The following is a 13,542-nucleotide window of genomic DNA, read 5'->3' on the forward strand; positions in this document are numbered from 1 at the left end:
AGAGAAATATTTTTAAAATCAATATAATTAGTGTATTTTTGCATCTTGTTAAAAAATTATGAAGAACCTTTTTTACATATTAATAACATTTCTAGTTTTAAGCTCTTGTAGTGAGTATCAAAAGGCTTTAAAGTCTGAAGATATCGCCGTAAAATTTAAAAAAGGAGAAGAACTTTACAATGCCGGTAAATACTCTAAAGCTAACAAATTGTTTGAGCAAATAATACCTAGTTATAGAGGGAAACCACAAGCAGAAAAATTAATGTATCTAAACGCTAATGCTTCTTACGAAATGGAAGATTATTACGTGTCTAGTTATCATTTTGAGCGTTTTGTTTCGGCGTATCCCACGAGTGAGAAAATAGAAGAAGCGACTTTTAAAAGTGCAAAAAGTTACTATAAATTATCGCCAGCATATTCTAAAGACCAATCGGAAACAATAACAGCAATTGAGAAGTTGCAAGAGTTTGTAAATATTTTTCCTGAATCAGAGGATCTTTCTGAAGCGAATCAATTGGTAAAAGAATTGGTTTTTAAATTAGAGAAAAAAGCTTTCGAAATTGCTAAACAATACAATCATATTTCAGATTTTAAAGCATCAATGGCATCATTCGATACTTTTATTATCGACTTTCCAGGCGCGCAATTAAGAGAGGATGCCTTGTACTACAGATTTGATTCTGCGTACCAATTGGCTATGAAGAGTGTGGAGTACAAAAAGAAAGACCGTTTAGAAACCGCGAAAAAATATTATATGTCATTTAAACAAGGATATGCTAACTCACAGTATCTAGAGAAAGCTACCGATAAATTAAATGATATTGAAGAAGAATTAGAAAACTACAGTACTAAAAGTTAATATAACTATGGATTTAAAAAAGATTGATGCGCCTTTAAGTACAACTACTTATGACAGAAATATAATTGAAGCGCCTACGGAAAATATCTACGAAGCGATTTCTATTATTTCTAGAAGAGCAGACCAAATTAACTCTGAAATTAAAAAAGAATTAATCGAGAAGTTAGAGGAATTTGCAACTTACAATGATAGTTTAGAAGAGGTTTTCGAAAACAAAGAACAAATTGAGGTGTCTAAATTTTACGAAAAATTACCAAAACCACACGCTTTGGCAGTACAGGAATGGTTAGAAGATAAAATTTATTACAGAAACACAGAGGAAGACAACAAAGACTAAATTCTATGTCTATATTAAGTGGCAAAAATATACTGTTAGGCATAAGTGCTGGTATAGCCGCTTATAAAACAGCTTCACTCGTAAGAGAATTTATAAAAGCAGGCGCTAATGTGCAAGTCGTAATGACGCCTGCTTCTAAAGACTTCGTTACACCTCTTACGTTATCTACCTTATCTAAAAATCCAGTCTATTCATCCTTTTACAATGAAGACGATGATAACGCAGAATGGAATAATCACGTCGAATTAGGGCTGTGGGCAGATCTTGTATTAATCGCACCAGCAACCGCAAATACTTTATCTAAAATGGCTAATGGCCTTTGCGATAATTTGTTATTGGCAACCTATTTATCTGCAAAATGTCCGGTTTATTTTGCTCCAGCGATGGATTTAGATATGTACAAACATCCCACGACTTTAGAGACGTTTAAAAAATTAAAAACTTTTGGTAACACAATAATCCCTGCCGCTACTGGAGAATTAGCCAGCGGATTGGTGGGCGAAGGACGATTGGCCGAACCTGAAGATATCGTGACGTTTATCGAGCAAGATATTTTAAATCAACTGCCACTAAAAAATAAACACGTTTTAATTACGGCTGGACCAACTTACGAAGCTATCGACCCTGTGCGCTTTATAGGAAATCATTCTAGTGGAAAAATGGGTTTCGAAATAGCGAGAACAGCGGCAAATTTAGGTGCAAAAGTAACTTTAATTTCAGGACCTACCCAGCAAAAATTAGCCCATAAATCTGTAGAGATTGTACCTGTTATTAGTGCTCAAGAGATGTATGATGCCGTACACGCGCATTTTAAAGATTGCGACATCGCCATTTTATCTGCTGCCGTTGCCGATTATAAACCTAAAGATGTAGCCACGCAGAAAATTAAAAAGAAAACGAGTACCTTATCTATAGACTTAATAAAAACTAAGGATATTTTAGCTTCTTTGGGTGCTATAAAAACAAGTCAGTTTTTAGTCGGTTTTGCCTTAGAAACACAGAACGAATTAGAAAATGCAAAAGGAAAATTAAAAAAGAAGAATTTAGATTTAATTGTATTAAATTCGTTACAAGATAAAGGCGCAGGTTTCAAAACCGAAACTAATAAAGTCACTTTTATAGCAAAAGATACTACGGTGACGGCATTCGATTTAAAATTAAAATCTGAAGTTGCTGTTGATTTAATAAATGAAATAATAAAAAAAATAGATGCGTAACTCAATACTTCTTTTCTTACTTTGTTTTACTACTGTTGGTTTTGCGCAAGAGTTAAACTGCAATGTTGCCGTAAACGCACAATTAACGGGTAACGAAAATTTGCAAGTTTTTAAAACCTTAGAAAATGAGTTAAAAGAATTTGTTACGAAAACGCAGTGGACAAAAAGAACATTCGAACCTCAAGAACGTATAGATTGTAATATAGCAATAACTATTAAGAGCTATAGCGGCGATAGTTTTTCGGGAACGATTCAGGTACAATCATCAAGACCTGTATACGGTTCCTCTTACACCACGCCCGTTTACAATATGAACGATAAGGAGTTTTCTTTTAATTATATAGAGTATCAAAACTTAATTTATAATCCAAACCAGTACGAATCTAACTTGGTTTCTGTGGTTGCTTTTCACGTGTATATGATTTTAGGTATGGATGCCGAAACTTTCGAAAAGAATGGTGGCGATCCGTATTTTAAACAAGCACAGCGTATTGTTAATTTTTCACAGCAAGAAAAGTTTAAAGGCTGGAAATTAGAAGACGGTTTACAAAGTCGTTTTGCTTTAATAGATAATATTTTATCACCTACTTTTGCCGACTTTAGAACGGTAATGCATAATTATCATATTCGCGGTTTGGATGTCATGAGTAGCGATATTAAAGCAGGGAAAAAAGAAATAGCTCTGGCTATAGACTACTTTAAAGAAATGAGTACCCGAAGACCAAACTCGTACTTGTCTCGTGTGTTTTTCGATGCAAAAGCCGAAGAAATCGGTCAGATTTTTTCAGACGGACCAACTGTAGACGTTAGCAATTTAGTCGATGTTTTAAACCGCGTCGCTCCAACACACTCCGATAAATGGAGAACTATAAAATACTAAAATAGTCTTCGAACTTCTGTATTTTACAACACATATTAATAGGTTAAACTTGAAATAAAATATGTTATCCGCACTTACTATAAAAAATTACGCTTTAATAGATCATCTGCAAGTGGATTTTACCGATGGGTTTACTATTATAACAGGAGAAACAGGTGCAGGAAAATCTATTCTTTTAGGTGGTTTATCTTTAATTTTAGGAAAAAGAGCCGATTTATCTAGTCTTCGCGACACCACCAAAAAGTGTGTTATCGAAGCGCAGTTTAATATTGTAAACTACAATTTAGAAGGTCTTTTTACAAAAAATGATATAGATTTTGAACCGCTAACAATTATAAGACGCGAAATTTTACCATCCGGTAAATCGCGTGCATTCATAAATGATTCACCAGTAAATTTAAACGTTTTACAACTATTAGGAAGTCAGTTAATCGATATTCACTCGCAAAACGAAACCCTTCAGTTGGTAGACGATGCTTTTCAGTTTCAAGTAATTGATGCTTTAGCTGAAAACACAAAAGATTTACACCTGTATAGCGAAAGACTTTCGGCCTATAAAAAATTAAAAAAGGAGCTTTTAAAACTCAAAGAATTTCAAGCGGAAGCCTTAAAAGAACACGACTATAATTCCTATTTACTGAAAGAATTACTGGAAGCTAAATTAAAGGAAGGGGAATTAGAAGCGTTAGAAGAAGAATTTGAAAGCCTTAACAATGTCGAGCAAATACAAGAAAGACTAACCATAGCTCAGGCCTTATTTAATGAAGAAAATATTGGTATTTTGACCAGTTTGACGGAGTTGAAAAATACGTTTGTTAAATTATCTGGTCTAGCTTCAAAATACAAACCCGTTTCAGATCGTGTTACAAGTAGCTTAATTGACTTAGACGATATTTTTGGCGAAGTTGAAGAGTTTCAAGAGCAATTGGACGCTAATCCAAACCGATTAGAAGAAGTCAACGCTAAATTAATGGTGTTGAATAATCTATTTAAGAAACATTTTGTAAAAGATGTTGCAGAATTAATAATCCTTAGAGAAGCTCTAGATTTAAAAGTCGCCGACACAGAGAATGTAGAAGCCAATATCGTTAAAAAAGAAGAAGAGATTTCAGTTGTACAAGCCACGTTAGATAAAGCCGCGCAGCAAGTACACAAAAAACGATTGTCTGTTTTACCAAAACTTAAAAAAGAACTCGAAACTATTTTAGTGAGTTTAGGAATGCCAAACGCCCAGTTTAATATTGCATTAAAATTTGGTGAAACATACTTTAGTAACGGAAGAGAGGAATTGTCATTCTTGTTTTCTGCGAATAAAGGGGGGCAATTTAATATCTTGAAAAAAGCGGCGTCGGGTGGAGAATTGTCGCGTATTATGTTAGCGATTAAATCAATTTTAACGCAATACGTAAAGCTGCCAACTATTATGTTCGATGAAATTGATACCGGAGTTTCTGGAGAGATTTCTAACAAAATGGCCGATATTATGGCACAAATGAGTACAGCTATGCAAGTGTTTAGTATTACGCATTTACCACAGATCGCTGCCAAAGGTGAGACGCATTTTAAAGTCTTTAAAGAGGACGTAAATGAAGTGACTACTACTAATTTGGTAAAATTGAATCCAGACGATAGAGTGATTGAAATAGCACAAATGTTAGGCGGAATCGAAGTGTCGACTTCGGCATTGGCACACGCGAAACAACTACTTAATTAAGTAGCGTATAAAATAAGAGTTTAAATAATATAAAGAAAATATAGAATGTCTTACAACTTACTAAAAGGAAAAAGGGGAATTATTTTTGGCGCACTCGATGAAAACTCTATTGCTTGGAAAACGGCCGAACGTGTTCATGAAGAAGGTGGTATTTTTGTGTTATCTAATGCGCCAATAGGTATGCGAATGGGTACTATAGATCAATTAGCAGCTAAAACAGGATCTCAGATTATACCAGCCGATGCGACGTCGGAAGAAGATTTACAAAACTTAATAGAGAAATCTATAGAGATTTTAGGTGGTAAAATTGACTTTGTATTGCATTCTATCGGGATGTCTGTAAATGTTAGAAAAGGAAAAGCGTATACAGATCAAAAATACGATTGGACACAGAAAGGAACCGATGTGTCTGCAATGTCATTTCATAAAGTGATGCAGACCTTGTACAAAAATGAAGCAATGAACCAATGGGGAAGCATCGTGGCTTTAACTTATATGGCAGCACAACGTGTATTTCCAGATTATAATGATATGGCTGATAATAAAGCCTATTTAGAAAGTGTGGCGCGTAGTTTTGGTTACTTTTTTGGACGGGATCATAAAGTACGTGTCAATACTATTTCTCAATCTCCAACTGCTACAACTGCTGGTCAAGGTGTAAAAGGATTTGACGGTTTTATTAACTATGCCGAAAAAATGTCTCCTTTAGGAAACGCTTCTGCTTTAGATTGTGCGAATTATACGGTAAGTTTATTTAGCGACTTAACGCGAAAAGTAACCCTTCAGAATTTATTTCACGATGGCGGATTTAGCAATATGGGAGTTAGTGATGCGGTAATGGAAGCCTTCGAAAAAGGTCAGGAATAAGTTTTTAAACCATATAAAATAAAAAGTCCCCAAATTATATATGATTTGGGGACTTTTTATGTAAAAGACTGTTAATGTTATATTAATAAAGTTTGTAGCCGATTTTAAATAGAAAGTTATTTGCTTTAACAGTTTTATTGGCATTTTATTTATTTGTTAGAGAAATCCTTGATAATTGTTAAATTTTGGTTAATTTAGAGGACTAATGTTATTAACTAATTACTTAAAACTATGAAAAAAATTACTTTTTCGTTACTATTGCTTATATGTTGTATATGGCAATCTAGCGCACAGATTTTTATTGAAGAAAATCTGGACTCAGGCTTTCCTACCGGATGGACACAGAATAGTTACTTTGCAAGTACAACTGCAGCATACTTATGCGAAGGCACAGGAAATCTTTACAACAATATGTTCAGTTCATCATCAAATGATGGATCGTTAACGTCGCCAAATTATGTAGGGATTTCTAATGAAACAGATACGACTGTAGAGTTTCAATGGTTAGCTAGACCTTATTCAAGTAATGCTGTAGATTATATTATGTATGTAGAATATTCAGCAGACGATGCTGCTACATGGAGCTTATTATCTTCGTTTGCAGTAACAGAAACAACGGCTTGTTCAGATTATTTAGAAACTATTCCTGCTTCAAGTTTACCATCAGGTTCTGATTTTAAATTTAGAATTCGTGGCGAATGGCAAAGTGGAGACAGCTATTTTTATTTAGATAATATAGCTATTTCACAGGTTATTTCTTGTCCTCAACCGTCTGCTTTATTGGCGTCTAATTTATCGACCACTACTGCCGATTTAGAATGGACTGGTGGTACTGAAACAACTTGGAACATCGAATTAGTAGATGTAACTGCTGGTGGTACGCAAACAATGACGGCTACAGATGCTGGTGTGACTACGAATCCTTATTCTATTTCTGGCTTAGTTGCTACAAATGATTACGAATTTTATGTACAAGCTGATTGTGGATCAGGCGAATTAAGTGCTTGGGTAGGACCTTTTGCCTTTACAACGCTTTGTGATGCTATTGTAGCACCGTACACAGCGTCTTTTGAGGACGCAGGAGCATTGCCTGGCTGTTGGAATAACACCAGTTCTACAAGCAAAGTTTGGAGTTTCGATACGGCGCCTACATTTGGAAACTCTTATTCTGATCACACATCAGGTTCTGGTTATTTTGCTTTAGTTGATGGTTCGACTACAGTGACCTCAATAGATACTACTTTAGAATCTGGAGAGATTGATGTCAACGGATTAGCAACACCTTACCTTCAATTCTACGTGTATCATTTTATTGCGGGAGGAACTGATTCTAATAAAATCACCGTTGAAGTTTGGGATGGAGCAGCTTGGAATGAGGTTTATATGGACGACAATGGAGATGTCGATGAATGGGAGTTCGTAGGTGTAGATTTATCTACGTTAACTATAACAGGAAATATTAAAGTGAGATTTATTGTAGATACCGCAACAAATTCTAATTATGAGAATGATATTGCTGTAGATGATGTTTCTATTATAGAAGCACCTGCTTGTCCAGAACCATTAAGTTTAAGTGTATCAAATATTGCTCTTGACACAGCCGATTTATCTTGGGCTCAAGGAGGTACTGAAACAGATTACGATTATGCTCTATTATTAGCTACAGACCCAGCTCCTACGACAGGAACAGCAATTACGGCAACTACCTTTGCTGCAACAGGTTTAACTGCAGGAACAGATTATGTTTTTTATGTAAGAGCAGTTTGTGGAACGGATTTTAGTCCTTTTGTGACTAAGCCATTTTCTACATTGGCGTATGGTGAAATATGTGAATCAGCTATTGAAGTAACAGCATTACCTTATAACACCTCAGATGATACAGCAAATTATGGCGATGATTATACTGGTTCTCCAGGTGCATCGGGTTGTGGTACTACTTCTAGTTATTTAAATGGTGATGATGTTGTGTATTCTTATACAGCTTCTGCTGATGGAACAATTAACATTGCTTTGTCTGCTTTAGGCTCTACATATTCTGGAGCATTCGTGTATACAGATTGTGCAGATATAGGTTCTGCTTGTGCGGTAGGATTTGGTAATGGAAGTAGTTCTGCAGATTATAATTTTGACGTCGCTGTAACAGCAGGGACAACATACTATGTGGTTATTTCTACATGGGCAACACCACAAAGTACTACCTATACTTTAGATATTACTCAAATTTTGTGTCCTGATCCAACAGCTTTAACTGCTACTAATATAACAACAACAACTGCAGATTTAGGATGGACAGCAGGAGCCACTGAAACGACTTGGAATATTGAGGTTGTTGATATTACTGCTGGAGATTCGCAAACTATGACAGCTACTGATGCTGGTGTTACTGCAAATCCATTTACAGTTACAGGTTTAGTTTCATCGAATGATTACGAATTTTATGTACAAGCTGATTGTGGAGGTACCGATGGTGTATCTGAATGGGTAGGACCGTTTGCTTTTTCTACAACTTGTGAAGCAATAACTGTATTTCCTTCAACAACAGACTTTACTAACAATCCTCCAACAGTATGTTGGTCGGAAGCTGGTTCTGGAGAAGTAGTTGATGGGCCTTCGGGGACTTCAAGTGATTGGAGAGGCAATAGAGCTTATGAAGACGGTGATGGAAATACCGTAAATTCAAATGCTATTAACTTGTATTTTAATACAGATAGAGAATGGTTAATTTCTCCTGTCTATGATTTATCAGCAAGTACAGACCAAATGTTAAAAGTTAATGTTGCTGTCACCAATTATAGTTCTTCTAGTACGCCAACAACTGTAGGAGATACAATGGGTAGTGATGACGAAGTTCAATTATTAATGACAATTGATAATGGAGCAACATGGACAAACCTTACCACTTGGAATGTGGGTAATCAGCCGTCTGTTAATGGAACAGAGTTTCTTGCAGATTTAGCAGCGGTTAGTGGTAATGTTCAATTTGCTTTATGGGCAAGTGATGGAACTGTAAATGATTCGGAAGATTATGATTTCCACGTTGGTGAGTTTGAAATTACTGATTCTACATTATCAACATCAAGTTTCAATACAGAAAACAACTTCTCTTACTATCCAAACCCAGTAGAGAATACATTATCTCTAAAAGGTATTAAGAACATCCAGAATATAGCAGTGTTAAACATGTTAGGACAAGAAGTTTTACGTGTTGCGCCTAATGCTATTAATAGTGAAGTAGATATGTCTAACTTACAATCGGGCGCTTATTTTGTTAAAGTGACTATTGAAAATGCGACTAAAACTATTAAAATTATTAAAGAGTAAGAATAAAAGTAAAAACGTAATTCTTTAAATTTTAAAGTCCCGCTGCATCTGTAGCGGGACTTTTTTATACCGTAATTTCATTGGAAAAGGTTAGAAAAGTATCTTTTTTATTACCCCAATCTTAAACCGTATTTTAAGTACATTTGTGCTATGCAACTTATGTACTCTTTTATCATACCAGTTTTCAACCGACCAAATGAAATTCAAGAATTATTAGATAGTTTTTTAGAACTGAAAACTGCTTGTACTTTTGAAATTATTATTGTGGAAGATGGGTCTACTAAATCTTCAAAACAAGTGGTGGATAGCTATACGTCTAAATTAGATATTTCTTATTTTTTTAAAGAAAACTCAGGCCCAGGCGCTTCTAGAAATTATGGTATGCAACGTGCTAATGGAAATTATTTTATAATTTTAGATAGCGATTGTATTTTACCATCGCAATATCTAAATGCAGTTAATAATAGTTTACAGCACAATTATGTAGACTGTTTTGGCGGTCCAGATGCCGCTCATGCATCTTTTTCTAATCTGCAAAAAGCGATTAATTTTAGTATGACTTCGTTTTTAACCACGGGCGGTATTCGTGGACATAAAAATAGTATAGACACTTTTCAGCCTAGAAGTTTTAATATGGGCTTGTCTAAAAAAGCCTTTCACGAAACACAAGGTTTTGGCAGAATACATCCAGGTGAAGATCCCGATTTAACGATAAGGTTGTGGACTAAAGGGTTTAAAACTAATTTAATACCAGAAGCTTATGTTTTTCATAAACGCAGAATTTCGTGGTCTAAATTTTACACACAAGTCAATAAGTTTGGTATGGTAAGACCAATTTTAAATTATTGGCATCCAGAAACAAAAAAAATAACCTATTGGTTTCCTTTTCTCTTTAGTTTTTCTTGTATATTATCGCTACTACTTACGGTTTTTGGTATATTATGGCCTTTATATTGTGTTTTTTTGTATTATATTTTAGTTTTAGTTTCAGCAACTATTCAGAATAAAAGTATAATTATAGGGTTTCAATCATTAATAGCAACAACAATCCAGTTTTTTGGTTACGGTTACGGTTTTATAAAATCAACATTGACCTTAACGCTTTTTAACAAAAAGCCAGAAGAGGCTTTTCCAAAATTATTTTTTAAAATTAAATAATGACAACATTAAAGTCAAAAATACTAACAGTAATTAAAACGAGAAAAATTAATATTTTCTTCTTGTTTTTCATTTTGGCATTCGCCATATTAGTATTAACAAAACTCTCTAAAACATATACCGATACCATCGCTTTTACGGTAATACCAAAAAATATTCCCGATGAGGTTATTATTTTAAACGATTCTTCGCATCAACTTAAAGTAACTTTAAAAGCGCAAGGATTTAAATGGTTAAAATATTATTTGAAACAGCCTTATTTATCTATCGATTTTAATACCGATGTGAATAAAGCTGATTCCACTTACGTTTGGATGCGAACAAAAGGGTTTTCAAATCTAATCAAACAATTCAGTAAAGAAATTGAAATCGAAAGTATAAATCCTGAAACACTAACCTTTTATTTTGATGAAAACGCGGTAAAATATGTACCCGTTCGACCTCAAATGACCATTGCTTATGCTCCTGGTTATGATGTTATGGAAGAAGAGTCAACAACTCCTGATTCTATAAAAGTTATTGGACCGGAATCCTTATTAAGAGAGTTGGAATTTATTAAAACACATAATATTGAATTGACCAATATTAATAAGCCTGTGCACCAAATTTTGAAGTTAAATCTCGATTCTTTAAATACTAAAATGAGTGTATCGCAAAAGGAAGTGTTATTAGCATTAGATGTTAAAAAGTTTACCGAAGGCACAAAAGAAATTCCTGTTGAGGTAATTAATGTTCCTAAAGACCTCACATTAAAATTTTTTCCAAAAAGTATTTATGTAAGTTATTACACAAGTCTGGAGAATTTTAATGCTATTAAAAAAACAGATTTTCAGATAATTTGTAATTATAAGGATTTAAAAGAAACCAGTACCTTTTTAACGCCCATACTTACTAAAAGGAGTGAAAAAGCAAAATCTATAAGGTTACATCACGAAAAAGTCGAATTTATTATAACAGAATGAAAACAGTAGTGTTAACAGGCGGTATTGGTAGTGGCAAAACGACGGTTGCAAAAATGTTCGCCGAGCTAGGCGTGCCTATTTATATTGCAGACGACGAAGCCAAGAAATTAATGGTATATTCTAAAGTTATTAAGCTTAAGCTAATAAAACTGTTTGGGGAGAAAGCTTATATAAATAATACACTGAACAGACCCTTTTTAGCAGAATCAATTTTTAATAATAAAGAATTATTAGAGCAGATGAATGCCATAGTGCATCCAGAAGTTAAAAATCATTTTGAAAATTGGAAATCGCGGCAAGAAGCGCCTTATGTAATTAAGGAAGCTGCTATTATTTTCGAAAACGGAAGTTATAAAAATTATGATCATATTATAACTGTACACGCACCCGAAACAGTGAAAATAGAACGCGTGTTACAGCGAGACTCGACAACTGTAGACAGAATAAAAGCCATTATGAAAAACCAATGGTCCGATTCAGAGAAAATAAAACGATCAAATTACGTTATCGAGAATCTAGATCTCGATAGAACACGAAAACAAGTCCTTCAAATCCACACAAACCTTCTAGAAATTAAGTAGATAAACCTACAATGTTTTTTTTGTTAATGTAAGGTTAAATGGTACGATTACTCATTGTTAAAATGTTAATTTTGAATAATGAGGAAGAAAATTTTTCTTGTGTTAATCATTTTAATGAGCTTATCTCTTGGTGGGATAATCTTCGTTCAGAGTTATTATATCACAAATTCTGTTAAAAATGAGGAAGATCAATTCAAATTTAACGTAAAAAAGGCATTACGTTATGTTACTAATAAAATTGAGAACGAGGAATTTAAAGACCATATTTATAAAATATCGCGCTTAATAGAGAAAGGGGAATTGGTTAATATAAACGAGAACTCCATTTCTAATTTATACATTAAACAGTACGACGAAAACACCAACGAAACATTAGTATATAGAAATGGTATCCTAGAGGAGAATTATAAATTATCATCATCGCTCTTTGACATTGGTTTAGATAGTACAAGCATAAAACGTATTATAAACCAGAATGAAACGAAGGTTTATAAATCCAGTGAGATTGATGGTAAGGATAATGTTGAAATGATTCAATTTGGAGACCTTACTAGAACTGATAATTTGGTGTACGAAACGCATTACAATAATACAGCCTACAGACGGCCTATTCATAAGCGGGTGTCGATAGAGCAAATAAACAAACTTTTAAAGTTGCGTTTATTGCAAGATGATATTGATATCGATTACGAATTTGCTATCTATAGTAACGGTTTAGCTACAAAGATACAAACAGAAAATTTCGAACTTCAAGGATTAGAAACTATAGGTATTCCTGTTTTTTATAATGAGAAAGATTCTAATAACTATAAATTATTAATCAATTTCCCCGATCAGCAGAAATTTATTTTTTCAACGCTTATAGGAATGATTTTGCTTTCGGTAGTTTTTACATTAATAATTATATTAACTTATGGAAGCGCTATTTTTCAACTCGTTAAGCAACGCCAAATTTCTGAAATCAAAACCGATTTCATTAATAATATGACGCACGAATTTAAAACGCCAATAGCAACTATAAATTTAGCGTTAGATTCTATAAGGAATCCTAAAATAATTAACGATCAAGAAAAGGTATTGCGTTACCTTACAATGATTAGAGAAGAAAATAAGCGAATGCACGCTCAGGTAGAAAATGTATTACGTATATCTAAACTTGAAAAAAACGAATTAAATATAAGTAAGGATAGGGTAAGATTGCACGACTTAATAGAAGATGCTATCTCGCATGTTGAATTAATTGTAGAAGATAGAGGTGGTTTTATTGAAACCGATTTAAAAGCCGATAAGTCCTCTATTTTAGCAAATGAAACCCATTTTACAAACGTTCTGGTAAATATTCTAGATAATGCTGTGAAGTATTCTCCAGAGGCACCAAAAATTATTATTGAAACGGTAAATGTTGGAAACAATATATTAGTAAAAATTAAAGACAACGGAAGCGGAATGAGTAAAGCCGTACAAAAACGTGTATTCGAAAAATTTTATAGGGAACACACGGGCAATATTCATAATGTTAAAGGACACGGTTTGGGCTTAGCTTACGTAAAAAGAATAGTAGAAGATCACGAGGGTCATATCTCGGTAGAAAGTGAAAAAGAAAAAGGAAGTACTTTTATAATAAAGCTTCCCCTAATATCATAAAG

General features: G+C 33.9%; 11 protein-coding genes. All 11 read left to right on the forward strand.

Annotated elements, in window-relative coordinates:
• Positions 1–58: 58 nt before the first annotated feature.
• The 11 genes from ES677_RS00790 to ES677_RS00840 all read left to right on the forward strand — a co-directional run bounded on the left by ES677_RS00790 (position 59) and on the right by ES677_RS00840 (position 13,540).
• Positions 59–859: an outer membrane protein assembly factor BamD gene (locus tag ES677_RS00790; RefSeq protein ID WP_148368664.1), complete on the forward strand. Its 801-nt coding sequence runs from the start codon at positions 59–61 to the stop codon at positions 857–859.
• Positions 860–866: 7 nt separating this feature from the next.
• Positions 867–1,196: a DNA-directed RNA polymerase subunit omega gene (locus ES677_RS00795; RefSeq protein WP_148368663.1), complete on the forward strand. Its 330-nt coding sequence runs from the start codon at positions 867–869 to the stop codon at positions 1,194–1,196.
• A gap of 5 nt (positions 1,197–1,201) precedes the next feature.
• Entirely contained in the window at positions 1,202–2,413 is a 1,212-nt protein-coding gene (gene coaBC / locus ES677_RS00800) for a bifunctional phosphopantothenoylcysteine decarboxylase/phosphopantothenate--cysteine ligase CoaBC (protein ID WP_148380136.1), read from the forward strand.
• Complete coding sequence (gene porD / locus ES677_RS00805; RefSeq protein WP_148380137.1) at positions 2,406–3,293, forward strand: type IX secretion system protein PorD; 888 nt, start codon at positions 2,406–2,408, stop codon at positions 3,291–3,293. Before coaBC ends, porD begins: the two co-directional genes overlap by 8 nt.
• Positions 3,294–3,354: 61 nt before the next feature.
• Positions 3,355–5,007, forward strand: a complete 1,653-nt coding sequence (recN, locus tag ES677_RS00810) for a DNA repair protein RecN (protein WP_148380138.1) — start codon at positions 3,355–3,357, stop codon at positions 5,005–5,007.
• Positions 5,008–5,052: 45 nt separating this feature from the next.
• Positions 5,053–5,874, forward strand: a complete 822-nt coding sequence (locus ES677_RS00815; protein ID WP_148380139.1) for an enoyl-ACP reductase FabI — start codon at positions 5,053–5,055, stop codon at positions 5,872–5,874.
• A gap of 231 nt (positions 5,875–6,105) precedes the next feature.
• A complete protein-coding gene (locus ES677_RS00820; protein WP_148380140.1) occupies positions 6,106–9,195 on the forward strand; it encodes a fibronectin type III domain-containing protein in 3,090 nt (1,029 codons plus the stop codon).
• A 150-nt stretch (positions 9,196–9,345) separates the two neighbouring features.
• Entirely contained in the window at positions 9,346–10,353 is a 1,008-nt protein-coding gene (locus tag ES677_RS00825; RefSeq protein WP_148380141.1) for a glycosyltransferase, read from the forward strand.
• A complete protein-coding gene (locus ES677_RS00830) occupies positions 10,353–11,315 on the forward strand; it encodes a CdaR family protein (RefSeq protein ID WP_148380142.1) in 963 nt (320 codons plus the stop codon). Before ES677_RS00825 ends, ES677_RS00830 begins: the two co-directional genes overlap by 1 nt.
• A complete protein-coding gene (gene coaE / locus ES677_RS00835) occupies positions 11,312–11,896 on the forward strand; it encodes a dephospho-CoA kinase (RefSeq protein WP_148368654.1) in 585 nt (194 codons plus the stop codon). Before ES677_RS00830 ends, coaE begins: the two co-directional genes overlap by 4 nt.
• A 78-nt stretch (positions 11,897–11,974) precedes the next feature.
• Positions 11,975–13,540, forward strand: coding sequence for a sensor histidine kinase (locus ES677_RS00840; RefSeq protein WP_148368653.1), 1,566 nt, complete (start codon positions 11,975–11,977; stop codon positions 13,538–13,540).
• Positions 13,541–13,542: the final 2 nt, after the last annotated feature.

This window comes from Bizionia gelidisalsuginis (genome assembly GCF_008086185.1).
Lineage (GTDB): Bacteria > Bacteroidota > Bacteroidia > Flavobacteriales > Flavobacteriaceae > Bizionia > Bizionia saleffrena.

Coding starts and splice junctions, on each gene's coding strand:
- ES677_RS00790 (WP_148368664.1), top strand. CDS start 59: ATGAAGAACCTTTTTTACATATTAATAACATTTCTAGTTTTAAGCTCT.
- ES677_RS00795 (WP_148368663.1), top strand. CDS start 867: ATGGATTTAAAAAAGATTGATGCGCCTTTAAGTACAACTACTTATGAC.
- coaBC (WP_148380136.1), top strand. CDS start 1,202: ATGTCTATATTAAGTGGCAAAAATATACTGTTAGGCATAAGTGCTGGT.
- porD (WP_148380137.1), top strand. CDS start 2,406: ATGCGTAACTCAATACTTCTTTTCTTACTTTGTTTTACTACTGTTGGT.
- recN (WP_148380138.1), top strand. CDS start 3,355: ATGTTATCCGCACTTACTATAAAAAATTACGCTTTAATAGATCATCTG.
- ES677_RS00815 (WP_148380139.1), top strand. CDS start 5,053: ATGTCTTACAACTTACTAAAAGGAAAAAGGGGAATTATTTTTGGCGCA.
- ES677_RS00820 (WP_148380140.1), top strand. CDS start 6,106: ATGAAAAAAATTACTTTTTCGTTACTATTGCTTATATGTTGTATATGG.
- ES677_RS00825 (WP_148380141.1), top strand. CDS start 9,346: ATGCAACTTATGTACTCTTTTATCATACCAGTTTTCAACCGACCAAAT.
- ES677_RS00830 (WP_148380142.1), top strand. CDS start 10,353: ATGACAACATTAAAGTCAAAAATACTAACAGTAATTAAAACGAGAAAA.
- coaE (WP_148368654.1), top strand. CDS start 11,312: ATGAAAACAGTAGTGTTAACAGGCGGTATTGGTAGTGGCAAAACGACG.
- ES677_RS00840 (WP_148368653.1), top strand. CDS start 11,975: ATGAGGAAGAAAATTTTTCTTGTGTTAATCATTTTAATGAGCTTATCT.